The sequence below is a fragment of the Streptomyces sp. NPDC029292 genome (assembly GCF_055569295.1).
This window is the reverse complement of sequence record NZ_JBVHXR010000009.1, coordinates 242,093-266,833: the sequence shown is the minus strand read 5'-3', so window position 1 is coordinate 266,833 and position 24,741 is coordinate 242,093. Positions and strand designations below refer to the sequence as shown.

The 24,741-nt window shown below is 66.5% G+C and carries 24 protein-coding genes and 5 pseudogenes; 13 read left to right on the top strand and 16 right to left on the bottom strand.

The window, feature by feature from the left end; all coding sequences use genetic code 11:
* Positions 1 to 218: 218 nt before the first annotated feature.
* Together ACZ4WS_RS21640 and ACZ4WS_RS21635 are read right to left on the bottom strand one after the other, a co-directional pair.
* A complete protein-coding gene (locus ACZ4WS_RS21640) occupies positions 219 to 845 on the bottom strand; it encodes an arsenate reductase/protein-tyrosine-phosphatase family protein (RefSeq protein WP_467982620.1) in 627 nt (208 codons plus the stop codon).
* Positions 842 to 2,296 (bottom strand): tyrosine-protein kinase domain-containing protein, encoded by a 1,455-nt coding sequence (locus ACZ4WS_RS21635; protein WP_467982618.1) that lies wholly within the window; start codon positions 2,294 to 2,296, stop codon positions 842 to 844. Before ACZ4WS_RS21635 ends, ACZ4WS_RS21640 begins: the two co-directional genes overlap by 4 nt.
* 351 nt (positions 2,297 to 2,647) lie before the next feature.
* Between ACZ4WS_RS21635 and ACZ4WS_RS21630 the strand changes: the two genes are divergently transcribed.
* The 4 genes and pseudogenes from ACZ4WS_RS21630 to ACZ4WS_RS21615 all read left to right on the top strand — a co-directional run.
* Positions 2,648 to 3,310, top strand: a complete 663-nt coding sequence (locus ACZ4WS_RS21630) for an LPXTG cell wall anchor domain-containing protein (protein ID WP_467982617.1) — start codon at positions 2,648 to 2,650, stop codon at positions 3,308 to 3,310.
* Positions 3,311 to 3,320: 10 nt separating this feature from the next.
* On the top strand, positions 3,321 to 5,213 hold the full coding sequence (locus ACZ4WS_RS21625; protein ID WP_467982615.1) for a DUF4012 domain-containing protein: 1,893 nt from the start codon (positions 3,321 to 3,323) through the stop codon (positions 5,211 to 5,213).
* A complete protein-coding gene (locus tag ACZ4WS_RS21620) occupies positions 5,206 to 6,039 on the top strand; it encodes a glutaminyl-peptide cyclotransferase (RefSeq protein ID WP_467982613.1) in 834 nt (277 codons plus the stop codon). Before ACZ4WS_RS21625 ends, ACZ4WS_RS21620 begins: the two co-directional genes overlap by 8 nt.
* 90 nt (positions 6,040 to 6,129) lie before the next feature.
* Positions 6,130 to 6,530, top strand: a pseudogene (locus ACZ4WS_RS21615) (Fe-S oxidoreductase); the annotation flags it as partial.
* An 87-nt stretch (positions 6,531 to 6,617) separates the two neighbouring features.
* On the opposite strand, the pseudogene ACZ4WS_RS21610 reads toward ACZ4WS_RS21615, so the two are convergent.
* Positions 6,618 to 7,131: pseudogene (locus tag ACZ4WS_RS21610) on the bottom strand (sugar phosphate nucleotidyltransferase); the annotation flags it as partial.
* Between the two features lie 876 nt (positions 7,132 to 8,007).
* Between ACZ4WS_RS21610 and ACZ4WS_RS21605 the strand changes: the two are divergent.
* From ACZ4WS_RS21605 to ACZ4WS_RS21570, 8 genes and pseudogenes are all read left to right on the top strand, one after another.
* Positions 8,008 to 8,286 carry a hypothetical protein gene (locus ACZ4WS_RS21605; RefSeq protein ID WP_467982611.1) on the top strand — a complete coding sequence of 93 codons (279 nt, stop codon included), beginning with the start codon at positions 8,008 to 8,010 and terminating at the stop codon, positions 8,284 to 8,286.
* A complete protein-coding gene (locus tag ACZ4WS_RS21600; protein ID WP_467982610.1) occupies positions 8,286 to 8,795 on the top strand; it encodes a hypothetical protein in 510 nt (169 codons plus the stop codon). The genes ACZ4WS_RS21605 and ACZ4WS_RS21600 overlap by 1 nt, the downstream gene beginning before the upstream one ends.
* A gap of 155 nt (positions 8,796 to 8,950) precedes the next feature.
* A complete protein-coding gene (locus tag ACZ4WS_RS21595; protein WP_467982608.1) occupies positions 8,951 to 10,117 on the top strand; it encodes a lipopolysaccharide biosynthesis protein in 1,167 nt (388 codons plus the stop codon).
* Positions 10,114 to 11,013 carry a class I SAM-dependent methyltransferase gene (locus ACZ4WS_RS21590; RefSeq protein WP_467982607.1) on the top strand — a complete coding sequence of 300 codons (900 nt, stop codon included), beginning with the start codon at positions 10,114 to 10,116 and terminating at the stop codon, positions 11,011 to 11,013. The genes ACZ4WS_RS21595 and ACZ4WS_RS21590 overlap by 4 nt, the downstream gene beginning before the upstream one ends.
* A gap of 231 nt (positions 11,014 to 11,244) precedes the next feature.
* Positions 11,245 to 11,439: a hypothetical protein gene (locus ACZ4WS_RS21585; protein ID WP_467982606.1), complete on the top strand. Its 195-nt coding sequence runs from the start codon at positions 11,245 to 11,247 to the stop codon at positions 11,437 to 11,439.
* Between the two features lie 15 nt (positions 11,440 to 11,454).
* Positions 11,455 to 11,595 (top strand): annotated as a pseudogene (locus ACZ4WS_RS21580) (FkbM family methyltransferase); the annotation flags it as partial.
* Positions 11,596 to 11,652: 57 nt separating this feature from the next.
* Positions 11,653 to 11,922, top strand: a pseudogene (locus ACZ4WS_RS21575) (helix-turn-helix domain-containing protein); the annotation flags it as partial.
* Positions 11,923 to 12,308: 386 nt separating this feature from the next.
* Positions 12,309 to 13,337 carry a glycosyltransferase gene (locus ACZ4WS_RS21570; RefSeq protein ID WP_467982604.1) on the top strand — a complete coding sequence of 343 codons (1,029 nt, stop codon included), beginning with the start codon at positions 12,309 to 12,311 and terminating at the stop codon, positions 13,335 to 13,337.
* A 348-nt stretch (positions 13,338 to 13,685) separates the two neighbouring features.
* On the opposite strand, the pseudogene ACZ4WS_RS21565 reads toward ACZ4WS_RS21570, so the two are convergent.
* Positions 13,686 to 14,681 (bottom strand): annotated as a pseudogene (locus ACZ4WS_RS21565) (IS701 family transposase).
* Between the two features lie 60 nt (positions 14,682 to 14,741).
* Between ACZ4WS_RS21565 and ACZ4WS_RS21560 the strand changes: the two are divergent.
* On the top strand, positions 14,742 to 14,996 hold the full coding sequence (locus ACZ4WS_RS21560) for a hypothetical protein (protein WP_467982603.1): 255 nt from the start codon (positions 14,742 to 14,744) through the stop codon (positions 14,994 to 14,996).
* Positions 14,997 to 15,029: 33 nt separating this feature from the next.
* Here the strand turns inward: ACZ4WS_RS21560 and ACZ4WS_RS21555 are convergent, their stop codons facing one another.
* The 12 genes from ACZ4WS_RS21555 to ACZ4WS_RS21500 all read right to left on the bottom strand — a co-directional run bounded on the left by ACZ4WS_RS21555 (position 15,030) and on the right by ACZ4WS_RS21500 (position 24,621).
* Positions 15,030 to 15,383, bottom strand: a complete 354-nt coding sequence (locus ACZ4WS_RS21555; RefSeq protein WP_467982601.1) for a hypothetical protein — start codon at positions 15,381 to 15,383, stop codon at positions 15,030 to 15,032.
* A 58-nt stretch (positions 15,384 to 15,441) separates the two neighbouring features.
* Positions 15,442 to 15,801: a transposase gene (locus tag ACZ4WS_RS21550; protein ID WP_467982771.1), complete on the bottom strand. Its 360-nt coding sequence runs from the start codon at positions 15,799 to 15,801 to the stop codon at positions 15,442 to 15,444.
* A gap of 271 nt (positions 15,802 to 16,072) precedes the next feature.
* Positions 16,073 to 16,246, bottom strand: a complete 174-nt coding sequence (locus ACZ4WS_RS21545; protein ID WP_467982769.1) for a hypothetical protein — start codon at positions 16,244 to 16,246, stop codon at positions 16,073 to 16,075.
* Positions 16,247 to 16,484: 238 nt separating this feature from the next.
* Positions 16,485 to 17,645, bottom strand: a complete 1,161-nt coding sequence (locus ACZ4WS_RS21540; RefSeq protein ID WP_467982767.1) for a glycosyltransferase family 4 protein — start codon at positions 17,643 to 17,645, stop codon at positions 16,485 to 16,487.
* Between the two features lie 2 nt (positions 17,646 to 17,647).
* The gene (locus ACZ4WS_RS21535) at positions 17,648 to 18,529 is read right to left on the bottom strand and encodes a glycosyltransferase family 2 protein (protein WP_467982599.1); all 882 of its coding nucleotides are present in this window, start codon (positions 18,527 to 18,529) and stop codon (positions 17,648 to 17,650) included.
* Complete coding sequence (locus tag ACZ4WS_RS21530) at positions 18,526 to 19,734, bottom strand: glycosyltransferase WbsX family protein (RefSeq protein ID WP_467982766.1); 1,209 nt, start codon at positions 19,732 to 19,734, stop codon at positions 18,526 to 18,528. The genes ACZ4WS_RS21535 and ACZ4WS_RS21530 overlap by 4 nt, the downstream gene beginning before the upstream one ends.
* Positions 19,727 to 20,098, bottom strand: coding sequence for a hypothetical protein (locus ACZ4WS_RS21525; RefSeq protein WP_467982597.1), 372 nt, complete (start codon positions 20,096 to 20,098; stop codon positions 19,727 to 19,729). The genes ACZ4WS_RS21530 and ACZ4WS_RS21525 overlap by 8 nt, the downstream gene beginning before the upstream one ends.
* The gene (locus ACZ4WS_RS21520; RefSeq protein WP_467982595.1) at positions 20,095 to 20,871 is read right to left on the bottom strand and encodes a glycosyltransferase; all 777 of its coding nucleotides are present in this window, start codon (positions 20,869 to 20,871) and stop codon (positions 20,095 to 20,097) included. Before ACZ4WS_RS21520 ends, ACZ4WS_RS21525 begins: the two co-directional genes overlap by 4 nt.
* An 865-nt stretch (positions 20,872 to 21,736) precedes the next feature.
* Positions 21,737 to 23,218 carry a hypothetical protein gene (locus ACZ4WS_RS21515; protein WP_467982594.1) on the bottom strand — a complete coding sequence of 494 codons (1,482 nt, stop codon included), beginning with the start codon at positions 23,216 to 23,218 and terminating at the stop codon, positions 21,737 to 21,739.
* Positions 23,219 to 23,239: 21 nt separating this feature from the next.
* On the bottom strand, positions 23,240 to 23,626 hold the full coding sequence (locus tag ACZ4WS_RS21510) for a transposase (protein WP_467982765.1): 387 nt from the start codon (positions 23,624 to 23,626) through the stop codon (positions 23,240 to 23,242).
* Between the two features lie 69 nt (positions 23,627 to 23,695).
* On the bottom strand, positions 23,696 to 23,860 hold the full coding sequence (locus ACZ4WS_RS21505; RefSeq protein WP_467982593.1) for a hypothetical protein: 165 nt from the start codon (positions 23,858 to 23,860) through the stop codon (positions 23,696 to 23,698).
* Between the two features lie 419 nt (positions 23,861 to 24,279).
* On the bottom strand, positions 24,280 to 24,621 hold the full coding sequence (locus ACZ4WS_RS21500; protein WP_467982784.1) for a hypothetical protein: 342 nt from the start codon (positions 24,619 to 24,621) through the stop codon (positions 24,280 to 24,282).
* Between the last annotated feature and the right edge of the window lie 120 nt (positions 24,622 to 24,741).

The following is a 24,741-nucleotide window of genomic DNA, read 5'->3' as shown; positions in this document are numbered from 1 at the left end:
AACATAGATCGTGACGAGCCGGCGGCAACTCGTCAGGCATGCCGGCAGCGAGCCCGACCAACACGAGACGGGAAGCTCGACCATCGCATATCTATTTGCGATTCAGAACTTTGCATTCCTCCAGGCACGCCCGCAGGGCCACAGGACACGGAGTTCGCGGCGCGGAACATAGACACCCTGCTCTTCCTTGTGGTCGAGCTCTTCCATGGACCCTCGATTCAGACGCTCGCCCCGCCGCCCAGCAGCCGGGCGAGCGTGCTCACCGCCCCGTCGATCTCGCGGGCGCACCCGAACAGCACAGGGTGGGGCCTCCCCCACGGGTCCGCGACGTCGTCCTCGGCCGGCGGGACCGGGGCGGCGGCACCCCGGCGGCCGGCCGCGGCCGCGACTACGACGTCGAAACCGTCCACGACCCGCGAGCGTTCCCCGTCCGGTACGTCGCCATGCGCGGTCGCCCCACCTTCGCCGCCCGCTTTCCCGCCCCGCACTTCGTCGACTCCCCCCACGGCGAGACGCACGAACTCCTTCAGGGTGAAGCAGCGCCGCATCGCCGACGGCGCGAGCCGCACGGCCGCCTCCCGGTGCTCGCGCGCGAGCCCGAGGACCAGCGCCGCTCCCGCGACGAGCTGCGCGTTGAGCGGGCGGGCAGCGAAGCCGGAGCCGTCACCGCCCAGCTTCTCCAGCACCGCCCTGGTGGAGCTCTCCATGCCGGGCCGGGGCCACGCCTCCGTGCCGGCGCTCTCCGGCCGCACGGCCGAACCGGGCGCAAGCCGCGCGGCCAGCAGCCGCTCGGCGAGCACCGAGCGGTGCACGTTGCCCGTGCAGACGAACAGGACCCGGGTCATTTCTCGCCCGCGAGATGCGTCGCCGCGGCCGTGGCGGCCTCCTTCCGGAGATCCGACACACGAGGAGCGGGCAGCTCGCCGTACGACCCGTAGGCGCCGTAGCGGTCGCCCCTGGGGACCGGAGCCATGTTGAAGACGGTGCCGAGGACGCGGACGCCCACGCGGTCCAGCGATTCCGCGGCGGTGCGGACCTGTTCCCGGCTGGTCTTCGCGGCGCGGACGACGAGCAGTGCGCCCTGGGCGAGCGAGGCGAGTCCGACGGTGTCGGCGACCGGCAGCAGCGGCGCGGTGTCGACGATCACGACCTCGTAGGTGTCCGCCAGCTCGCGCAGCATCTCTTCCATGCGCGCCGAGGCGAGCAGCTCCGTGGGATTCGGCGGCACGGCGCCGCTGGCGAGCACCGAGAGCCGGCCGCCGGCCTGCTGCATCACGTCCTCGACGCGGGCCTGTCCGATGAGCACCGTGGTCAGACCGGCGTCCTGGACGAGACCGAAGGTCGAGGCCACGCGCGGACGGCGCAGGTCGGCGTCCACCAGGCAGGTGGAGACGCCTGCCTCGGCCAGCGAGAGTGCGAGGTTCACCGCGGTGTTGGTCTTGCCCTCGCCGGGCACCGAGCTCGTCACCACGATGATCCGCGGCGGGTCGTCGACCTGGGAGAACCGCAGGTTGGTGCGCAGCTTACGGAAGGCCTCGGCGCGCTTGGAGTGCCCGTCGGCGCTGACGAGCGGCTGCCTGGGGGCGTTCTTGTCGAACGGGATGGTGCCGAGGCCCGGCAGCGCGGTGAACTCGCCCAGCGCCTCGCTCGTCTTGAGCGTCGTGTCGAGCGTCTCGCGCAGGGCGACGATCCCGGCACCGAGCAGCAGGCCGCCGAGCACGCCCGCGGCCAGGTTCAGCAGCGGGCGGGGCGAGACCTGACCGGTGGGGGCGACGGCCTCCTGGGTGACGCCCAGGGAGACGGGCGAGACGGGCGCATCGTCCGCGTGGTTCTTTCCGGACCGCTGGACGGTGCGCTTGGGCGTCTCCAGCCGCTCGACGACCGCGCTGAACCGCTCCGCCACGGCGTTGGCGATGCGTGCCGCCCGCTCGGGCGCGGTGTCCCGGACGGTGATGTCGATGAGCACGGTGTTGAGCGGGGCGACGGCGGTGATCCGGGACGCCAGTTCCTCCGGTGTCGTGCGCAGCCTCAGCTTCTTCACCACAGGTGCGGTCACCTGACGGGTCGTCACGATCGAGGCGTACGACTGCACGCGCGCCTGCGAGAAGCTCTGCCCCTGGTTCAGCTGGACGGTGTCCTCACCGGTGAGGGTGGCGACGAAGAGCTGGGTCCTCGCCTCGTAGACGGGGGTGCTCAAGCCCGTCGCGGCGAGCGCCGCCCCGATCGCGAGAACCAGACAGACCACGACGGTCGGCCAGCGTCTGGCAAGAGCTTTCAGGAATCCGTGGAGATCCAAGCTGCACCCCTCATGGGACCGAGGGAACCATCCGAAATCGAATGTTCTGTTCCCTATGTACGCAGCCGACGATAGGGACTCGCGCGCACCAACCGGGGGAGCTACCCCTGTGTCGGCCTGCTGAACGTGGGCCATTAGGAAGCAAGTACTCCACCATCCGGTGGCTTCTGGACGGCACCACGCCAGTCGGTACCTATATGTCCCATTTATTCCATGTATCTAGATGTTGGTATCCAGATCTTGCTCACGGTCGACGCTGCGGCTTGGCCCGGACCGAAGTCGAGGAGAGTGAAGAAGATGACGACGTCGCCCAGATGGCGGGTTGCTCTGGCATCGGCAGCATCAGCTGCCATGCTCATCGCGGCACCCCTGGTTGGGGCGCAGGCCGCCTACGCGCAGCCATACCCGGGGTCGCCCCCACCTCTGAACGTCAGCACCACCACGGTGACGGCCGGTGAACTGTTGAGCTTCGACACGCCCTCGGGGGTCTTCGAACCCGGGCAGGGCGTCACGGCGCTGCTGGAATCAACGCCGATCATCCTCGACCATTTCCAGGCCGAGGACGACGGATCGGTGGCGGGGACTGTGACCATCCCGGAGACGGTCCCTTCCGGCTGGCACGTCTTCCGGCTCACCGCGGACAACCCCGACCCCAGCGTCGGCGTCACCATCTACGTGCAGGGCGGGGACGGTGGCACTCCGACTCCGACACCGACACCGACGCCAACAAAGCACCCGAAACCGACCAAGAGCCCGACCGATCGGCCCACCCACTCGAGCAAGCCCGAGCACCCCGGTGGGAACGACGGACATGACGACGGAGACAACGGATCCCACGGACACGGCGCAGTCGGTGACCCGGTGGACTACCAGCACCAGACTCAGCACCAGGACGGCAAAGGCCTCGCGGAGACGGGCAGTGAGAAGGCCCTGACCATGGGCGGCACCGCGGCGGCGCTGCTCGTGGCGGGCGGTGGCACGATGCTGGCCGTGCGCCGTCGCCGCAACTCATGACGGGCAGTTCATGACGGAGCGAGACATCGATATGGCGGTACAACGGCGTCCCGGCCCCGGCCGGGACGCCGTCCGCATGCCCGGAGCGGACCGCTCCGGCGAACGGGCACCGGACCGCCGCCGCGTACTCAGGAAAGCACTGCCGGCCATCGCGCTGCTCCCGCTGGCCGGCGCCGTCTGGATCGGTGTCACCGGGCTGTTCGCCCGTTGGGAGCTGCTCGCGGCCCAGCAGGACCTCGAAGCGCTGCGGCACTCGGTGACGGCCGCGGCTGCGCCCGGCTCCGCCTCCGGAAAGGCGACCGCGCCTGCCCAGGTACGGGAACAGGCAGTGCGCTCGGCCGCCGTCCACGCGGCTCGGGCGCATCGTCTCACCACCGGGCCGGCCTGGTACTCCGCCGCCGAGCTGCCCTTCCTCGGGGGTCCCGTCAGAACCGTGCGCGGCGCCGCTTACGCGGCGGACCGGCTGGCCGGCGACGTGCTGTCCCCGCTGACCAGCGTCCTGCCGCCGTCCACGCCGCACGGAAGCGGCGGCGGGATGTCCGAGGCCCTCGCGGCGTTGCAGCGGCACGGGCCGGAAATCGCCCGGGCCGCAGGCGTCGTGGCCGAGGCGCGGACCGACGTGCACGGTCTGCCCCGGTCCACCTGGCTGCCGGCGGCCGACCGGGCCCGTGCCGCGCTGCAACAGCAGCTCGATCGCCTCGCCCCGGTCATGACCGACGCCTCCCTGGCGGCCCGCGTCCTGCCGCCCATGCTCGGCACGCAAGGACAACGGCGTTACTTCCTCGCGTTCCAGAACCTCGCCGAGGCACGCGGCACCGGGGGGCTTCCGGGTGCCTTCGCCGTGCTGCGGGCCGACCGGGGCCGACTGTCCTTCGAGCGGTTCGGCAACAACACGGAGATGGAAACGGCGAAGCCGGACATCGACCTCGGAGCCGAGTTCAACGCCCGCTACGCGGGCAGCGACCCCATCCACGTGTGGCCCAACTCCAACAAGAGCCCGCACTTCCCCTACGCGGCCCGCATCTGGGCAGCGGCATGGCGCAAGCACACCGGCGAACGCGTGGACGGGGCGATCGCAGTCGACCCGGTCACGCTGAGCCGTCTCCTGCGGGTCACCGGCCCGGCCCGCATGGCCGACGGCACCGAGCTCACCGCCGACAACGTCGTGGACCTCACCGAACGGGCCAGCTACGCGAAGTACGACGACGTCGCCCGGCGCAAGGCGTTCTTCGTCGACGCCGCCCGTGCCGCCGCCGCACGGCTGATGGGGGCGCTCGACGACACGCGCCGACTGCCCGCACTGCTCGTCGCCGTGAACGACATCCAGCGGGACGGACGGCTGAAGGTCTGGAGCGCCCACACCGCGGAGCAGCGCCTCCTGGAGTCCCGCCCCTACTCGGGCACGCTCCCGGACACCCCTGGCCCCTTCGCCGGGCTCGTGGTGAACAACGCGGCCGGCAGCAAACTGGACTACTACCTCGACCGGAGCCTGACCTGGGAAGCGGGCGCGTGCTCCGGCGGCGGCCGGGCGGTCACCGTGACCATGACCCTGACCAACCGGGCGCCGACCTCCGGCCTGCCCGACTACGTGACCATCAGGGCGGACTCCCCTCCCTACCGCACCCGGCCCGGTGACAACCGCCTCCAGGTGTCGTACTACGCCGGGGTCGGAGCCACCCTCGCCGACGCAACCCTGGATGGCCGCCGCGCGCTGCTCGCGCCCGGCGTCGAACGCGGCCACTCCGTGTTCACGCTGGACCTGGAACTGCCCGCGGGCTCCAGCCGCACTCTCGTGCTGCACCTGCGGGAGCCGCACGCGGACGGCTCCCCCACTGTGCTGCAGCAGTCCCTGGTGACGCCGGTTCGGGCCACGCTGAAGCCGGGAGGTTCTTGCCATGCCTGAGCGTGTGCGCCGCGCGGCGGGGGCCGTGCTCGCGTCCGCGCTGCTGCTCGCGTCACGCCCGCCGGCAGACCGCGCCCCCGACGACCCGGCCGGCCGAGCCATGGATGGGCGGCAGGCCGCGGCGCACCGGGTCGAGCACCTGCGGGTCAAGGTGCTCGAGACCCTTCCGCACGACCCGCAGGCGTTCACCCAGGGACTCGAGATGGCCGGCGACACGCTCTACGAAGGCACCGGCATCTCCGGCCGGTCCTCGGTACGGGCAGGGCCTCCGGGGAAGCAGCCCACGGTCCGCGCGGCGCTCCCCGCGCCCTTGTTCGGTGAGGGCATCACCGTGCTCGGCCGAACCCTGTGGCAGCTCACCTGGCGAAACCGGACCGCCATCGAGCGCGATGCCAAGACGCTCGCGGAGCTGCGTCGCGTCCCGTACCCGGACGACGGCTGGGGCGTGTGCGTCCAGCGGGCCCGGCACCGGCTGGTGACCAGCGACGGCTCGCCACGGCTGACGTTCCGTGACCCCGGGACGCTCGCGAAGACGGGCGAGGTCACCGTGACCGAAGGGGGCCGACCGGTGACGGAGCTCAACGAGTTGGAGTGCGTCGGCGCCGCCGTGTACGCCAACGTGCTCTTCACCAACCGCATCGTGCGCATCGATCCCGCCACGGGAGCGGTGACGGCGAGCATCGACGCCTCGGGCCTGCTGCACGACGACGAACTCGTCCCGGGGTCCACGCTGAACGGCATCGCAGCGGTCCCTGGCACGGATCAGTTCCTGATCACCGGGAAGTTCTGGCCCAGAATGTTCCGGGTGGTGTTGGTCTCGGCCTGACAGACGGGCGGCCCCGGCGGCTGAACCGGAGGGGCGGCCCCACAGCGACGCAGATCACCGCTTGCGCCACTACAGTGCGGCGGCGTAAGTGAACTGCTGATCATGTCGCCGCGCGACCACGCGCACGCCAAGGCGCCGTACCTGCTCGCTGACGGCGGCAAGACCATGGAGGGCGAGGAGAAGGCGTCCGAGGAGCAGCTCAAGGACGTCCCGGCGGCCACGCTCACGGAGGCCAAGCGGCCCTTCCTCGGCACTGTCGAGGAGTACGGCGTCATCGACCCCGACGTGCGTGCGTGGAGCAGTGTCCGGTCGGCATCGAGCACGTCCATCACATCGTCGACATGCGTCGCTGCCAGGTGATGATCGAGTCCGCGTTTCCGTCCGAGGCGGGCACGATGCTCAAGAACTTGGAGAAAAGGGGCAACACTTGGTGCCTCGCCAAGAAGCAGCGCCTTGAGTGGACCAAGGAGGTCGACTTCGAGGTTCCGGTGGGTGCGTTTCTTCTCGCTGAGCGGCAGATGATCCGGGCGAGTTTCGTGCCGCCCCGCGAGATCCGTGTCCTGCGGGATCTGACCCGTTACCGCCGACCAGCGCCAGATCGGATCGCGGCTGTTCCGGCTTCTCCTCGAGACGGCAGACTCGGCCGGTCGCATCGAGTTCGGCGACACCGAAGGAGCTCGGATCGGCGACCCGGGTGAGCAGGATCCCAGCGTCTGGCCGAGCGCGCCGGCATTCGTCGACCAGGCCGGTGATACCGCCCACGATGAAGTTGTCCCCGAGGTACATCACGAAGTCCTCGTCCTGGAGAAAGCCCCGCGAGACGAGAACCGCATGGGCGAGCCTGAGGGGTGCCTCCTGGCGGATGTAGGTGATATTGAGGCCGAAGGCGCCGCCGTCCCCGACAACTGACTCGATTTCATCGGCCCTGTCCCCGACGACGATCCCCAAGTCCCTGATCCCGGCTGCGGCGATCGACTCGAGCCCGTAGAAGAGCACGGGCTTGTTGGCCACCGGGACGAGCTGCTTGGCGGAGGTGTGGGTGATGGGTCGTAACCGGGTCCCTGAACCTCCGGCGAGTACAAGTGCTTTCACGAAACTTGCTCCGCCTGCTTCATAGGGGGTGGTTGAGGATGGCATCCGCGAGCAGCCCAACGAGCAACAGTCAGTTATGCAGCGCGGGGCTGGCGGTGCCGCCTTCTCCCAGATTCCCTGGGGGCGTATCTCGCGCGTGCGGCGCGTATGAGCAGCCAGGTCGCGGCCGCCACCGCTGCGCATCGCAGGGCGTGTGTCTCGTCGTCCGCTGAAGGCGAGGTACACCGGCAGCGCTGCCCCTCTGGCATCGGTGGCGACCGCGACCGGCGAGTACCAGGCGGGTATACCGAAGCATCTTCGCCTCGTGCGAGGCTGCTCCTGGCTGCACCGTGTGTGCGCAGACTCGACCAACGACGCGTCGGGCACGGTCTGGCCTGACAGCCACATTCGCCCTCCCGCTGACTACGCCAACTCGCTTCGGGGCCATGCACCTGCCCTCGACGACAACGGCAGTGGCAGCGGGGAGGCTGGCACGTCGCTCTGGCTGAGCCTTGGCGTGCGGCAGGCATGCTCACTACCCACGGCAGGTGGCGGACGAGATCAAGTGTGTCGGACAGGTCCACGATCCGGCCGGTGGCTGCGCTTGGCTGCGCTTGGCTGCGAAGAAGATTCACCCGATAAGCAGCGTCATCTGACCCTCATGGGCCTGCCTTGGGATGGCCGCCTGGGCGGACCGCCGCCACAACGTAGCGGGCGGTGCTGGGACACTCCCCGCCCGCATTCTGGCCAAACGGGATAAGCCGGGAACACTCCGGGACCCTGCCAAATGACCAGAAGTGACCGACTAGCCACTAATGTCCAAGACGCGGTTCGTATTCCGTCGATGGCCCTCGGGCCATCATGAGCGGCGTTATCGCCCTTGATTGGATCAGTTCGATGGGTGACTCCGAGAAGGTGCGCGACGTCATGGTCGAGACATTTCCGGATGCGGCGGGGCGGTGGCTCAGGAACGACGACGCGGGCCTTCGCTACCCGACCCGGGTGGTGCGCGAGTCCTGGAGCGCGAAAGCGCCGCTGCGGCGGTCGAAGGCGATGGCGGCCCCGCTCGCCATCCGGCTCGACGTGCACTACCTCGGCAACTGGTCGCTGACGAACGACCTGGTCATCCTCTGGCGCACGTTCCGTGCCGTCATCGCGTCCCGGCGAGCGTACTGATGAGCACCCAACCCGCCGACGCACGCGACGCGTCGCCAGCACCCCTCGGTGCGCGGATGCTGCTCGCCCACGAGTGGATCTCCAGCACCGGCGGCGCGGAGAACGTCTTCCGCGGGCTGTTGGACATCTTCCCGGCGGCCGACGCCACGTGCTTGTGGAACGACGCGCCCGTGACCTTCGACCGTCCCGCGAGCGAGTCATGGCTGGCGTCAACGCCGCTTCGGGGCAAGAAGGTCCGGATGGATCGGGCGGGTTACCACGTGGTCCTGTGCCCCGGAGTCGGCCTTCCGCACATGGTCGGCCAGCCGGTCAAGCTGGACCTCGGGGTGCGCACGCTCTCTCGGCCCGCGTCGTTCCGCCGCTACTACATGTGGCGCAACCACCTCACGGTGGTGCGAGAGAGCATTGCGCGCGAGCCGCGATGCACCCTTGCTGTGGTCCTCCATGGGCTGCTCGCCGGGCTCAGGGGCGAGCTTGGGCTGGGCTCGAGTGAGAGGTACCGCCGATGAGCCACGCGGGTCCGTCGCGTCGGACGGCCGGTTGGATGGGCGCTCGGGCGCCGTCCTCGGAAGCGGGACATCTCGCGCGCAGAGTGATTGCCTTCGGGGCTCTCCCCCTGGCGTCGATTCTCACCCCGCTTCTTACAATGCCAATCCTGGCGAGATTGGCGACTCCTGCCGAATGGGCGGGCATCGCGATCGGTCAATCCATCGGGGCCATTGGTGCGCTCGTCCTCGGCGCGGGCTGGAGCGTTACCGGACCCGGCGAGGCGGCGCGGTCAACCGGAGTCCAGCTCCGGGCGTTGCTCGCGGAGTGTGCGATGTCACGGGTAACAGTTGCGCTTCCTGTGTGGACGGCGATCTGGGGGTGCGCCCTCTTCCTGCCCGGCCTGGATGAACGGTTGCTCGTCTGGGTCACGGCCATGGCTACCAGTGTCTCCGGCTTCTCGATCGCGTGGTACTCAGTTGGCGCGGGCAGGCCGGCGGTCATGGCGTGGTACGACGCGCTTCCTCGGGCGACAGGCAACATCCTCGGTGCCACCTTGATGGTGGCCTCGGGTTCTGTGTTGCTGTACCCCATCACCGTGGCTGTGGTGCAGTGCGCGCCCCTGATCGCATTCATGTGGGCAGAGACCGCTGGCGGTAGGCAGCCCTTCTCGCTGTCGCTGGTCGCGGCTCGCATTCGCCGGAACATCGCCGCCGTTGCGACGGAGCTGGTGGCGGGCGCTTACTCACTCGGCGCCCCGGTAATCGTCGCACTCGCTGCGAACACCTCCGCCGTGGCGCTGTTCAGTTCGGGTAACCGCGTCACCGGCCCCCTGGCAGCGGCAGGCATCGGTACGCTCAGCAACGCCCTCAAGGGGTGGGTTGCCGAGGCCGATGGGCATGAGTTCGTGCGGCGCGTCGCGTGGTCCTTCAGGCTGCACCTGATGCTGGGCATCGCAGGTCTGGCGGTACTGGCATTCGCCGGTCCGACTCTCACGGGCCTGCTGTTCGGGCATGACCTGAGGATCAGTGGCACGACCGCAACTGCACTGGGAGTCTTCTTCCTCCTGTGGTCCATCGAGACGGTGACAGGCAGGTACGTCCTGGCCGCTCGCGGCCGTACACGCGCCCTCTTCACGTCGACTGCCGTCGGCAGTGCGATAGGCGTTGCGGGAATCTGGATGGGAGCGCGACTTGCGGGCACGAACGGCGCGGCTGTCGCCCTCGCGGGTGCACTGGGTTTCATCGTGCTGTCCCAGGGGATCCACGTCGCGCGGGTGGTCTCAGCAGAGAAGGACCGACGAGCTGCTGAAGTCGAGCAGAAGGGTGGAGCATGCCTCAGGTGAGTGTTTCCAGCGTAGTTGCTGACTACTGGACCCGGCGATCCTCGATCGTCGGGGCGTTTTGGGACATCGACTTTCTCTTGTTCGACCAGGTGCTCCGGTCCCAGGCGGACCTGGGCATCCACGGTGATCTGCTCGAGATCGGCGTGTTCTACGGAAAGAGCGCCATTGCCCTGGGACTGCACGCGCGCGCCAGTGAGACGGTGTACGTCTGTGACATCTTCGAGGGGGAAGCTGCGGACACCGCTAATGCGGTGGAGAACGAAGCGTCGTACTCGGGCCTGACTCGCTCGGCGTTCGAGAGGAACTACGCCAGATGGGTCAGTCGAGAGCCTGTCATCATCGCCGAGCTCTCGCATGGCATCGCGAACCACATTCCGGCAGGCACGTTGAGGTTTGCGCATGTCGACGGCGGTCACCTCTACGACGTCGTCCGTGGCGACATCGCGAACACCCGCGGCTTGCTCTCAGGCGACGGCATCATCGTCATGGACGACTTCCGAGCCTGCCACACCCCAGGTGTTGCTGCAGCCGTCTGGGAGGCTGTCGCCGCCGACGGACTCATCCCCATCTGTGCCTCGCAGCAGAAGTTCTACGGAACCTGGAACTCCCGAGTGGCTGACGAACTGAGGGTACGGCTCACCCGCTGGGTGTCGGCGTCGCCGTTGGACATCAACTTCGGTCGCCAACGGGTCTCTGGAAACGAGTTGCTGCTGATCGCGAATCCGGAACCGTGGACCACTCGCCAGCGAATCGGACGCCTCGTTCCGCAGGTATTGAAAGACCTCCGCCACCGCGGAGCGCGGCACCACCTCGGTATCCAGCTAGCAGGGGCAGGAGACGATCTTGATCGAAGGCCTCAAGTGGTCGCTCAAGTCGACGGGAGGCAGGCTCAGTAATATGGTTGCGGGCCCGCACGCTCGAGCGATCCTCGCTGATACAGCCCACGGAGCTTTCCTCGTCGCCGTCGAGGACTTCACGATCGGCAGAAATCTGCGGATCGACGGCGCAGACGGACTCGAGCGAATCAGCAGGCTGGTCGACGCAAACTCGAGCAATCCTCGTCGTGGGAGCCCACGTTGACACTCTGGCGATCCCCCTTTCACAGCGAGTCGCGCGGGTGGTGGCGGTTGAAATCGCCCGAGACGTTCCGCCTGCTCGAGATGAACGTGGCGCTCAACCGGGTGGACAACTGCATTCCGCTGCAGTGGGCCGCATCTGATGTTGACGACTCCTTGACGATGCTCCAAGGTACCGTGAACTCTGCTGGCAACAAGCGCCTTCCCATAACGATGGCGAAGCGCTACTCCTTCGACAAACCGTAGGTAGTCGAAGTCCGATCTGCGCGACTCGACGATGCTCTGACGTCACAGTGCTTACACGTCATCGTCATGGACATCGAAGGCTCTGAATACTTCGCGCTCCAGGGCATGCAACGAATCCTGAGCGACGCACGTGCGCTCATCGTGGAATTCGTGCCGCACCACCTGGAGGACGTGGCCGGAATCTCCGTTGAGAAGGTCAGGAGGGAAGAGGAGGTGATCTGTGTGGAGGACTGGGCAGAGATCCGCAGACTGCATGGGGCCGAGCAGATGCCGATCCGGGCGATCGCGAGGCATCTGGGGATCTCGAAGAACACGGTGAAACGGGCGCTGGCCACGGACCGTCCGCCGAAGTGCGAGAGGGCGCCGAAGAGCTCGGTGGTGGACGCGGTCGAGGTGCAGATCCGCGAGCTTCTGCGGGAGACGCCGACGATGCCCGGAACCGTGATCGCGGAGCGGATCGGCTGGCAGCGCGGGATGACAGTGACCGGACGCGTGTCCGTTACGGTCACCTTGCATGTGACATTCGGCGTCGCCGGTTGCCTCGCGCTTGCCTCTGCTAGCGCCCCGATGAGCCAGATCCTCTTCGACGGGCACGTGGTGGCGTCCCCGAGTGCCGGTGTTGAGTATGCACTCGCCTTCTTCGCGCTCAACGTATCCACCCTGCTCCTGCGTATGGTGCTCGTCCCATTCGGTGGCGTCACGATCGTGCTTGCGGCGACTTCGGTGGCGACGGTGATCGGTCTGCCCGCGATGGTGCTCCTTGGACACCTCCACGGCGCGGTCGGCGTGGCTTGGGGCCCCGTCTGCAGCGAGGCACTGATGGCGATCACCGCGATTGCGATTGCCCACGCACTCAGGGGGCGGGTGGCATGACTGACGAGTTCGGGGTGGAAACCTCCGCTGTGATGTGCACCTTCAATGGCCGGTCCTTCGTCCGCGCCCAGCTCACGAGCATGGTCGAGCAGTCGCCAGCCCTGGGGGAGATCGTCGTCGCCGACGATGGTTCGTCCGACGGCACTCTCGACGTCGTGCACCGGACGCTCGAGGAACTCGGCCGGGCGAGAGACGTGCCGGATGTGCGCGTGCTGCCGAATCGTGCGTCCCGACTCGGGGTGACGCGCAACTTCGAACGGGCGATGTCTGAAGCCAGGGGCAAGGTGGTCCTGCTGGCCGACCAGGACGATGTCTGGCGGGCGGGGCGGGTCGAGGCTGCTCTTCGGGCAATGCAGGAGCATCGAGGTGTCACGCTAGTTACTCACGACGCGACGCTGATCGACGCTGACGGCGCTTCGCTGGGTGGTTCGACGTTCTCGTCGATGGGACTGTCAAAGGCGGAGCTGGAAGCCCTGAATTCGCCCCGCGCAGTCTCGGTGCTCTGCCGACGCAACTTTCTCGCGGGCATGACGTTTGCTGTTGATCGGACCCTCATCCGGGACGCCCTTCCCGTTCCTGACGGGTGGTGGCACGACTACTGGCTCGCCATCTGGGCGGCGCTGCGCGGCCAGCTTCACGTGATCGATGATCCCTCGTTCCTATGCTACCGGCAGCACGATCGCAACGTGGTGGGAGTCGAATCGAATCGGATCATCTCACGTGCACGCTGGTTGGTGGGGGCAGGTAGTGACGCCGTCGCAAAGGTGAACCTGTACGAGTCCCTCTTTGCACGGATGTCTGTAACCGACAACGGGGTCGCGAGCACTTCTATCCGTCATGTCGAGGAGAAGCTCCGCTTCGAGAGATGGCGAGCTGCGCTCCCGAGGTCGATCTTCAAGCGGGCGCCGTCCGTCGTCCGGCTTGCCAAGTCGGGCGGGTACAAGACGTTCGCACCGATTGGCAACTGGAGTGTCCTCCGAGACATCCTCCATGCCCCGGGTAGCGGAGATAACAGACATGGCTGAGCGACCGGCGATCATCTTTGGCAATCCCCTGATTCAGAGCCTGGTCATGGTCCGCGATCAGCTGTGCTGATGAAGCCCGGACGACGGCAGGCGGGGCAGCAGCGGAGGCCGCTGATCAAGGTGGCCTGCAGGAGCGCCAGGATCCGGTAGATGCTGAGGTTGTGGCCTCGCCTTTTGGGTTGCGTCGGCGCTCCAGGCAGAACAGGTGGGCGGCGCTGACGAGGCTAACGTGGTGGTGGAATCCGCGGTAGGTGCGGCCCTCGTAGTCGCCGAGGCCGAGTGCTTGTTCCATCTCCTGGCAGTCCGTCTCGATGCTCCAGCGGCTGGTGGCGTGTCGGTACAGCACGTTCAGCGGGGTGTCGGCGGGCAGGTCGGTGATCCAGGAGCGGAAGACATCGCCCCGCGCTTGCGCTTCCACTGGATGAGGAGGGTGCGCTGGGGCAGCAGGCGGTCGTCGGTGTTGTTGGCGATGTGGCCCCGCTCGATGATCCCGGCGATGTGGATCGGGATCGCGGGGAACCAGCCGGACCGGGCGGGGTGGTGTCGGGTCTTGGGGCAGTAGACGAAGCGGCGCGCACGGTAGCGGCGTTCTGCGGCGACGTCGTTGACGTGGATGCTGGGGCGTCGGCGGGCCCAGACGGTGACGGGTGTCCCGGTGGCGGGCAGCACGATCGTGTCCCGGGTGACGGCCAGCAGCCAGGGGATTCCGCGGTCGCTGAGGCCGGTGCGGAAGGCGACGTTGTTGCCGTAGTCGCTGTCGGCGACCACCAGTGGCGGAACAAGTCCCCACTCGGCGAGTTCGTCGGTCTGGTCGAGGGCGAGCTGCTGCTTGGTGTCGTGCACCACCCCGTCGGGTACGTCGGCCGCGGCGCAGCGCGGCCGGTCCTCTGCCCAGTTCCTGGGCAGGAACAGCCGCCAGTGCAGCGGTGATGGCCCGAGTGGTGAGGTCGCGTGCACGGAGACGGCGACCTGGCACAGGTGCTGCCCGCGTTCGCCGCAGTGCTGCACGATCGCTCCGGCGGTGTGGTGCCCGTAGCGGACGAAGGGGTGGTCGTCGATCACCTATGCTGCCGGACGGACGACGGGGACGGTGCGGGCCGCAACCCAGCGCATGACTTCTTGGCAGTCCCATGGCGACTGGGCCACGAAGTGGCCCAGATTCTGTCGGGGCACCCCTAACCGCTCGGCCATGGGCTCCACCGACTTGCGCTTGCCGTCGAGCATGAGTCCGCGTAGGTACTGCAGTCCGTGGGCTTGCTGCCCCCGGTAGGGCAGGTGGGCAAAGACGTCGGAGGTGAACTCTGCCAAGTCGGCGTTGAGTTCCTCGACTTCAACTCGGTCCATGCTCCAGCATCCCGCCCGGCGCCAAAATCCTTCGCGGTCTCTCCCCAACGGTCGCGGACCATGACCAAGCTCTGTGATTGCGTAGAGACGTTGGTTATGCGGCCCGCCTTCCTGATCGGTCCGGGCTCGCGCTTCCTGGGTGATCCGTTCGAACTCGACTGGCGGTTTCCCGCCAGCTGCGCCGTGACGGCGCTGCGTGTTGTAGAAGTCCGCGATCCACGTCCCGGTCTTCAGCCCCGCCTCGGCGCGCGTGGTGAGTCTGCGGTGCGCGTACGCGCGTGGGTGACGGCCAAGACGCCGCGGCCAGCAGGCTGATCAGGCTCCAGCGCATCCACGAATTCCAGCAGGTCACCTGCCCCTGGTCGAGCCCTGCGTGTGGCCCTTCGCCGCTTGGAAGTCCTCCTCGATCTTCCATCTGGTGCAGATGATGTCCACGAGGGTGGCCGACTGGCAGCGGCAGAAGGCGAGTTCACGGGCGTAGCGGTGACGGCGCACGACGAGAACCGAGTGCCCCGAGGCGGCCGCGTCGCCATCGAGGGCGTCGGCGGCGAGCACGTCGATCAGAGCCCAGTTGCAGTGATGGTCTGCCTTGCGGCCGTGCCCGGTCCGCATCCGCGCCCGCCCGGGTAACTTCCGTGCCAGCTCGGCCGCCGGATGGCGGCCGGTGGCGGTGGTGGCGCGGTGGTCGGTCTTGACCGCCACGGCGTAGTCGAAGCCCAGGGCGCGGGCGGCGCGGCGCTGCTCGAGACCGCCGCAGACGTCATCGTCGGTGATCCAGCGCGCTGCGATGCCCAGGGCCCGGCGCGCGGTGCACCATGGTGATCGCCAGCTGGGGCTTGGTGGCGAAGCACACCTCGTCCAGCACGTGCCGCAGCAGCCGGCGCTCCTCGTCCTCGGCCCAGCCCGCTGGCAGATACACCTCCCGGTCGACCAGCGCGGGTCCGCGCGCCGAGGCGTAGGTTAGGTGGACGGTGATCTGGCACAGGCCCACGCCGCCCAGCGCGCTCGAGTACTGGTGGGCCGCGCCGACACAGTCGGTCGAGGACTTCGCGTCCCCGTCTCGTCCAGGACCAACATCACTTGCTCGTCCGCGAGTTGACCACAGGGCCCAGGCGGCCAGCCGGTCCCGGGCCGCATCGTGGTCCCATGCGTCGCAGGAGAGGAAGTGCTAAACCTCTGGCCAACTCCGCGCCTGAATCGGCGAGTTGGGGTGCAGACAGAGCCTGGACAGGAGCGTGCGACCCAGTGTCGCAAGCGCAGGCTCTTGCCGCCCACCGCGAAGCCGCGCAGCCCGACGGTCCCGGGTGTCTTCGGGCGGCGATCCCTGAGCCAGCGTCCGACTGCTCGGTCCAGCGCGTCGCCGTCGATGCGGGCCAGCAGCCGACGGACCGTTATCTCGGTGGGCAGGGCATGCTTGGGCAGCAGCGGATCGGGACGGGCGCCGACCTCTTCCAGCACGTGCGCCGGGGCGTCGGCGATCCACTCGCCACAGCCAGCAGCGAGGTCGCTCCGGCCAGCACGGCACACGCGGTCAGTGCGAGCACGACGGCCAGGCGGTGACGCACCCCGCGTGGATCACGCGGGTCCGGCACCTCGGCCAGCTGCTCCGGCAGGCTCGGGACCTCCTCGGGGTGCTCGCGGAGCTGGTCAAGGGCAGGCGGGATCAGCGATGATGCGTCGGCAGGCACGGTCTTCCACTCGGATCACGGGGCGTCGAGCACTCCATGATCTTGGAAGCCGCGCCTGTCACGTTCAGGGTGCGCCACCGACCTGACGGATCGCCACGAACCGGGCGTCACGCGACTACGCCGGAGCCCTGACTTCACTGCCGCCGCCAATCGAGCCGACCGCCAATGAGAACATCTGATACTGCGACGGCCCATGTCTGAAACCGTCTCCTCGCGCGGCAGCCTTTTCGCGCAAGTCAAGGTACTCACCTTCGGACATGTGAGAAACACGACACAAGATCGCAGCCAACTGTTGGGTAGTTGCCGGCTCAACGAGCAGCCCCCCGCCTTCCCGGAGCAATGTGGTCGTCGCTCCGCGAGCCAAACCGATTACCGGAACCCCGTGCGAGAAGCTTTCGACTACTGAGCGGCCGAATGCTTCATTTCCAGAGGTCATCAAGACGAAGTCGGCACCCTGAATCTCGCTGCTCAACGAATCCGTCCATGGGAGGAGGGACACGTTCGAGCGCAGGCCCAAAATTGTGATCAAGACGCGCAAGGATGAGCGATACAGAAGCCTCCCACGGCCCACAATGCGCAGGTTGACCTCCTTGCCCGCTCGACGCGCCAGGAAGCACGCCAGAATCGCCCTGTGTTGCCCCTTCTCAGGCGAGAAGGAACCTGGAAGCAAGAGACGCAGTCGACCGCCACCAGGGTATGCACGAACTGTTGGCAGTAGGCCAGCAGCCGCTGCTGCCGGATTCGGGCTGACCGTGTGAGTCCGTCGGGATGACCCAGCTAGTGAATTCAACTGCTCTGCTACATACGACGAAACGGTACACACGACGGCCGACCGATCGAAGATACGGCGGGCGATGAGCGGCTTCGGCAGAAGGGATCGCAACTGGCGATTGTCCCTCAACGATTCTCGCACCACCCAGAGGTGCGGAACGCCAACTCGCTGCGAAGCAAGCGAAGGAGCGACCACAACGGCAGAATTGGAGACGACAACGTCGGGAGCGATCCGTCGAATCAAGTCCAAGTAGGCAGGTACGGACCGTCGGATCTGCCAGAGCCGCAGCAGGCCGACCGGAGGGATCCGATGCCACGGACCAAGCCAAGATCGAACAGGGGCCTCCACTACCCGTACCCCAGCAGCCTCGAGAAGACCCCGGAGCGGTCCTGGACCCGGCAGTGAGACAATGACGTCGTGCCCGTCGGTCACCGCTGACGATGCAATCTCCAAGAGCGAACGTTCAGCGCCCAAGAGACCTGATGAGTGGCCAACAAGCAGCATCCTCACCGACTGACCCTCCTGCCCGACGCGCCCCGCCAGCCGTCCCGGATCCCTTGCAGGGTGGCTCTCCTGACCTCCGAGTCCTGTCCCCTGTGTGAATACAAACTTCGGCAAGTGAAGCGCCAGGTGCGCAACTTGAACCACCATCCTTTGGGATGCCTAGTTCGGACGTAGAGCAGTTCATTTCGAGTCCGGTAATAGGCCGCATCGTGCGACTGATGCCCCAGCGACGCACCGCGCTCGTGCCAAAAACGAGCAGAGCAGACTAGGCGCACGCCGCCGAGACAACCCAGCCGCTCGACAAACTCGAACTCTTCCTTGTAGTGAAAGAACGACTCATTAAGGAGACCAGCCTCGAACGCCGCTGGAACGTTCACCAGAAGCCCCGTTCCAGTCACTACATCCACATCATGAGCGCCCCGCGTGCAACCATCGCAACGGATGTGCCTTACGTGGCCGCGTCGCGTGACCGCGGCTGACACGTAGGTGCTACCCAGATCAAATGGAGCACCTGATGTGATCTGACGTGGAGCTAGCGCCACCGCGTCTTCAGCGTATTCCAGTAGCTTCTCAAGACATCTGGGAAAGGGAAGAGAATCTGGATTGATGAGCCACGCCCAATCACATCCCAGTTCACCCGCAATCCGCAGACCCGCGTTCACGCCGGCAGCATACCCGCCATTATGGGAACGACGCTCCAGGATCCACGTCTCCGCCCGAGCCGCTTCGAGCGTGAGGCGGTCCACAGGGTCGGACGCGTTATCAACGACTAGGGGTTGCACGTACGGATAGGTGTCGGCCAATAGCCGAAGTGCGCGAATCGTGTCTGTTGACGAGTTCCAATTGACGATGATCCCGGCGATCTTGACGGGAGTGGCATTCACGCGATCACCGATCCTGTCCCCCGGCTTCGCCTCACGACCGATCGCGCTGACATCGCGAGGCCCTGCACCAGGCCAGGCAGGTTCACGCGGCCGCCAGTATCAGCGCCAGCGAATTGTTCGACCACCGAAAGGTCACTGCCCCAGCGGGAAGCCTGAAGGTACGCATTGCCGAACCTCTCATCCGGTTCCAAGTACGCACCCTCCGCCCACTCATTCCAGGCGTTAACGAAGACCAGACCTGCTGATCCACGGAGTGTACGTTCTTGCTCACGGGCGTGGCCAAGCCACTGCCCGTACGCCGTCGGCCCCCCGCCAATGAAGAGAGTCGCACGCTCACGACGACGCGGCGTGTTGTCCCAGCGCGGGATCACCCCAGGATGACGCACAAACGAGGCAGGTGGACGCTCCATGTAGCGCCCCGCGAGCCTCTCGTACGAACACATGCGTCCCCGGAAATCCTCTCTGGTCCCTCGCGGAAGGCGCCGCAGGGCTGTACCCAAGTTACTGTCACCCACCGGCGGAAACTCCGCAATCGCATCGAACCCAAGCGCATCCGGCGTCAGGGCGTGGGTCTCGGAGGCAACGAGCCAGAGGTCCCCCAGGCCCGCTCCAGCAGCGAGTCGCCGCCACTCATCAGCAAACCTGCGGGGTTCCGGCAGATGGTCTGCCCGATGGACCAAGAGGACGCAGGCACCATTCACCCTGAGATACCTAGAGTCCTGCAGGTATGGCATAAACGATTCGAACACTGCGGTCGGAGTATCTGGGCCATACTTCTGGGCAATGAGGATTTCCCTTCCCTTTCCATCCCAGCGCCGGGTCCAGTTCTCATTCGCCCAGCACAAAGCAAACTGGTGAGTCCCCGAACTCGCTAGGTAGAAGTCCAGTGGCCGTTCGAGGAGCCTATTTCTGGCAAACCAGTAGTGGTAGTACACGAAGGCATCTACGTCGTGTGCTTCCGCCAGGGATGTTTGCCAGGCGACCACCTCAGGGTCCAAGAGGTGGTACTCCCCGAAGGGTGTGGCGGGAACCTGAGGTTGGTGGTGCCCTGGGAAGGCCGCCTCCGCCCTTCGCACGTTGGTCCACTCGGTAAAGCCCTTGCCCCACCACTTGTCGTTTTCGGGGATCGCGTGAAACTGAGGAAGGTAGAATGCGGCCGTGACCGGGGCGTTGGCAGGACGCAGTGAACTGGTACCGTCAGTCACTTCGAGATTCACCCGCTCTCTGGACGATCACGTAGAAAAGGCCGACCAATGCGAGATAGCCAAGGAAATGCGCGATCTCGATCTCCCTAAGCGGGAGCTGCCCCTTCCAGGTAAAGGACAGAAGAACTAGGGACCAGACCAGCATTGCGGTGGGCGCCCAGAGATGCAGCAGCGCCGGCGTCTCCAGGAGTTCTGGCAGTTCGAGTCGAGCGCCGATAAGTTTCGAGGTCGCCGGCTTGCCAAATAGTAGGAGCACCGTTGCCGTGAGAAGCGCTGGCGCGACTCCGGCATCCGCCGGGGTTGCGCGCCGCGGCCCGGCCCTCGGCGCGAGTGAACGCACGTGAACCGATTCACCGAGGCTCATGACCGCTCCACAAGTCGATCAGCTTGACGCATCCGACGGCCATGGCGCCCTAGGGGCAGGATGCAATACAGATGGGTGAGGTAGAAACGCAGGCCTGACCGAATCTCGTGTCTCCACGCGTGCCAAGAGAAACCTCGGGCTGTCTCTCGCGCCCAGCCATGTGTCCACCGGGTGCTGCCGTCGATAATGGTCGGAACGCCATGGCGTAGTGCTCGGAGACCGATCTCATGGTCCTCGTAGTAGAGGAAGTACTTGTCGTTCCACCATCCAATGCGGTCGAGCGTCTCTCGACTAGCAGCAATTGCTGCGCCCATGGCCCACACCACCTGTAGCTGATCGCCGGGTTCGGCAATGCGCGCGTACGAAGCGTGGGGGGCCCCCCTCCCGAGCAGATGCTGGATCTTTCGATGCGGGTAGGGTGCGCCACGCCCACTCTCCTGTGGCGAACCGTCAGTGTTGACCAACTGGGGCGCGACAAGTGCAGCTCGTCGGCGGGCGAGTTCGGACAGACGCTCAATGCCAGCCGAAGTGACACGCAGATCCGGGTTGCAGAAGATGATCACATCGCCCGCCTGCTCGGATCGCACCGAGTTATTCGCGAACGAAAAACCGCGGTTCGCTTCAAGGCGAATAACACGAGCGCCTAGGCGTTTCGCCACCTCAACGGAATCGTCACAGGATCCGTTATCCACAACTACCCACTCAGCCCAACTGGGATCGAAGGAGCCCCAGAACTCGGTCAGCGTCGTAGAACTGTTGTAGGTGACGGTCACGAGAGTTGCCCGAGGACAGCGGATTGCCTGGCTGACCATGGGTTCGGCTGCCGTGATCGGGGAGACTGGTTCCACTCAGTACGCTCCGTCCGAAGCCATGACAGACCTGAAGGTGCGCCAGGATGACGGGGAGGAGGGAGCATCCGGGCATGCATCTGACGCCAGGCCGAACCGTGCTGTTTCGGCGATTCCCAGCACCACTAGGAGCACCGCGAGGTCGCCAAGGCTAAGGATCCCGTTGTAGGGCCTGCGCCAACTGGGCGGGGCGGTGGCCGTGACGGCGTACCGTCGAGCCCAGATCGGACCCAGGACCTGCTCGAGCATGGAGTGCCCCAGTTTCTTTCGGCTATCTAAGGTGATTTATGCCCATCTTTGCTAGCATGTGGCGTTTTGACGCTCTCACCAGCATGACCCTGGCCACAACCCGACACGCCTGGCCCCTTCCCTGCAGACAGGTGAAGTGGCTCATCGTTCTTGATCGGGGTTGAGGCAGCCGGGCCCTTGGGTGGTGACGCAGCGTGTGCGTAGGCGTTGGATATCGGCGTTGCGTGGTGATGCCGGTCAGGAGGAACGCCTCGTTCTGCGGCCACCAGGTGTCGATGGTGCGGGCGAGTCGCTCGAGTTCAGGCAGACCGGAGTCGGCGCACCAGGTGAGGAAGACCCACAGCTTCCGGGAGATGAGGGAGCGTTCGGGCCAGGGAAAGGATGTCGCGGAGCTTCTTTGCTCGGCCGCTAAGGTCAGCTCGACCAGCGGCTTCGCCGGGCCGTCCGCACACAGCACGGCGTCGGTCAGCTCGAAGAGCGCATCCGCGGGGGTGTAGAGGCAGTCGTACGTAGAGGGCGTTCTGCGGGGCTTCGTCGGGTTTCAAGTTGAGTCGATGCCCGGTGCGGACGACGTCGGCCGGGGCAGGGCGAACAGCCCAGGTTCGGATTCGGTGAGGATGCCTCGGTTCACCAGGCGCTTCAACTTGGCGCGGATGTTCTCGACGTGCCGCAGCTCCAGCCCGGTGCCTAGGGCCTGGCAGACGTCCTTGGCACGGAGGCCTTCCTTGGCCTGCTCGAAAGCGGCGGGGATCTCGCGGTAGCCGGGCGGCAGCGGTTCAGGCGGCGGGGTGCCGTCCTCGGCTGCGGCGCTGCGACGGGAGTAACGCAAGACCAGGTACCACGAGTAGATCACGAAGATGTTCTCGATGCGGAGCAGGATGCTCTCAGAGTTGAAGTAGACCGCCGTGGCGACGAGGAACGCGACCTCCGCGTGTCTGCCGAGTCGGAACAGGTTCAATGTTGCGGCAGCGAACAGCACGAGGTACGCGATCGTGAGCACGAGCCCGCCACCGAACATGAGGTGCAGGTAGGAGTTGTCGACAGCGGTGGCCTCGGACGCAAACCGGTTGAAGTCCTTCACCGTCGTGCTGAACACGAAGTCCTCAAGGCTCACGAGCTCGAGGAACTGCTGGAACTTCGAGGGACGGTAGGACAGAAGCCGATCAATCTGTGGATCGCTGGCATAGCTCGCGAGGAGGAAGGCGAAAGGGATGAAGGCGGCTGGGATCAGCGCCACGCACAGGCGGAGGAGCGGCGAGCGGGCGATGACTGGAACGACGACCATTGCTGCGAGGAAGATCAGGAACGAGTAGTAGCCACCACGGGCGTCCGTTTGCTGGAACAGATAGGTCGTCCCGGCCACCGCAGCTCCTGCGATCAGCCACGGGAACCGGAGTCGGTATTTGAACGCGTAGAGCACGGTCAGGGCCGCCGCGCCATACACGAGGTTGAAGAAGAACGGGACGCCCTGGGTGCCGTAGGTTCTACGGTTGCGGAAGTCCAGGACCTCGTTGTGTGTGATGCCCGCGTACAGCAGCGCGAACACCAGGCCGAGCGACGCGAGCGACGCGAGAATCATGATCTTCTCGGCGCGGCGCTCGGGGATCGACCACAGCAGCGGGACGATCAGCAGCACGAAGACGTAGGACAGCTGGTCTGGATTGTCGCGCAGGAGCAGCAGGACGCCCGACAGCAGGACCAGGTTGATCATCCACGTCGGCACCTTGGTCCGGTTGAGGGACATCGTGAACACCGCGAGACCGAGCACCGCGACGCGCACGTAGTTCTTCAGCGGCGACTCGGGATTGGTCACAACGGTCTGGATGACCACAGCGTTCACTGCTAGTGCCACCATGCAGAGGAATACGACGCGCGCCATCGCTCGCTCGCCAAGCCGAGCGGTCGCGTAAGTTCCGCCGGTCAACGCCCGATCTCCATCGCGGCATGCCATCCCTGCGATGCGCCGATAGCGTCCATGCGCCGCAGCACGGAAGCCGATCGGACCCAGGACCTGCTCGAGCATGGGGTACCCCCTTTCTTTCGTTTACCTAAAGATATTCATGCCAGTCTTTGCTGATATATAGCGTTTTGACGCTCTCACCAACGTGACCCTGGCCCCAACCCGACACGCCTGGCCCCTTCGCCGCCGACAGGTGAAGTGGCTCATCGATCTTGAGCGGGGTTGAGGCAGCCGGGTCCTCGGCGGTGGTGACGCAGCGCGTGTGTAGGCGTTGGTTATCTGCGTTGCGGAACCCGCGTAGGCACAGCGGCTGGTGAGCTTGATGACGCGGTTATGTCCTTCGCCGGCGGCGTTGGTGATGCCGGTCAGGAGGAACGCCTCGATCTGCGGCCACCAGGTGTCGATGGTGCGGGCGAGTCGCTCGAGTTCGGGCAGACCGGAGTCGGCGCACCAGGTGAGGAAGACCCACAGCTTCCGGGAGATGAGGGAGCGTTCGGGATGGGGGGTGCGTTTCTCCTTGCGTGACTGTGGTCTTGACGATCACGCGGTGAGATCGAAGTTCTCCTGGTAGCGGGCGGTGTGGGTGCGCTGGTACTCGCTGTCGACGTGGAATCGCCAGTAGGCGTAGAAGTCGCCGTTGGCGATGACCGCGCGCAGGAGCAGGACGGCTTCGGCGCCTTCAAGGCTCCATCTCGCACCGGTCACATCGAGGCGGTCCTTGACCAGGTAGCGGCAGCTGCCCTTGATGACAACGGTGGCGATCGGCCAGCCCAGGGCGAGTGGTAGTTCAGGTAGGGCTGCTTGGCGCTCAGGCAGGCGGCTGCGCGCTGCAGTCCCCGGGTCGGGTGATCGACCTCGGCGCGGGCGCGCAGGTGGGCGTTGAGGTCGGCGATCACACGCGGGGGCGTGTCCTTCCAGCAGGTCGCGGGCAGTGTGCTGGACGAAAGCGGCGCGGCCCGGCTGGGCGGGGTGCAGGTCCTCGGCGGCTTTCCAGAGGTATTCGATGACATGGACGTTCCACGACGATGTCGACGGTGACCCCGTGCTTGGTCGCTGCTTGCTCGATGCACTCCAGCTGGTGGTTGTTGCCGTCGACCAGGACGACCCAGCGGCAGCAGCCTTCTTCAAGTGGTGGCGCACCGCTCGACGTTGCGTGCCGTCATCTCCAGTCCCAGCCCCTCCACCACCCGCCGACACCGTACCGGGCCCGCATAGCCGGCGAGCACCCCAAGCACCCGTTCGGCGAACACCGCGGCCGCGTCCTCCACCTGTGCCGCCCGCCCACCGACGGACTCGACACGCGAGCCGGGGACTTGGGGCCGGGCAGAAGCGGCCGGGACGTGCACCGTCGGCAGTTCGCCGACCACCTGACACGCCGTGGACAGCCGAGCCAACTCCTCCTCGCACACCCGCAACAACTCAGCGATCCGCTCGGCCTCCCCTCGGAGCCGCGCCCGCTTCCCCACGGCAGGCCGCCTCACGCTCTCGCAGCAGCCGAGGCACCCGTCGCAACCCACCCAGCCCGCCTCTCCACGGACGATCAACCAGCTACCACAACGAACAGACCGCCCCGACGAACACGCCGA

Bases quoted from the DNA above. Each gene is read 5' to 3' on its own strand.
- ACZ4WS_RS21640 (WP_467982620.1), bottom strand. From the start codon at position 845: ATGACCCGGGTCCTGTTCGTCTGCACGGGCAACGTGCACCGCTCGGTG.
- ACZ4WS_RS21630 (WP_467982617.1), top strand. From the start codon at position 2,648: ATGCTCATCGCGGCACCCCTGGTTGGGGCGCAGGCCGCCTACGCGCAG.
- ACZ4WS_RS21625 (WP_467982615.1), top strand. From the start codon at position 3,321: ATGACGGAGCGAGACATCGATATGGCGGTACAACGGCGTCCCGGCCCC.
- ACZ4WS_RS21620 (WP_467982613.1), top strand. From the start codon at position 5,206: ATGCCTGAGCGTGTGCGCCGCGCGGCGGGGGCCGTGCTCGCGTCCGCG.
- ACZ4WS_RS21605 (WP_467982611.1), top strand. From the start codon at position 8,008: ATGGGTGACTCCGAGAAGGTGCGCGACGTCATGGTCGAGACATTTCCG.
- ACZ4WS_RS21600 (WP_467982610.1), top strand. From the start codon at position 8,286: ATGAGCACCCAACCCGCCGACGCACGCGACGCGTCGCCAGCACCCCTC.
- ACZ4WS_RS21570 (WP_467982604.1), top strand. From the start codon at position 12,309: ATGACTGACGAGTTCGGGGTGGAAACCTCCGCTGTGATGTGCACCTTC.
- ACZ4WS_RS21560 (WP_467982603.1), top strand. From the start codon at position 14,742: ATGACCAAGCTCTGTGATTGCGTAGAGACGTTGGTTATGCGGCCCGCC.
- ACZ4WS_RS21540 (WP_467982767.1), bottom strand. From the start codon at position 17,645: ATGCTGCTTGTTGGCCACTCATCAGGTCTCTTGGGCGCTGAACGTTCG.
- ACZ4WS_RS21525 (WP_467982597.1), bottom strand. From the start codon at position 20,098: ATGAGCCTCGGTGAATCGGTTCACGTGCGTTCACTCGCGCCGAGGGCC.
- ACZ4WS_RS21515 (WP_467982594.1), bottom strand. From the start codon at position 23,218: ATGCTCGAGCAGGTCCTGGGTCCGATCGGCTTCCGTGCTGCGGCGCAT.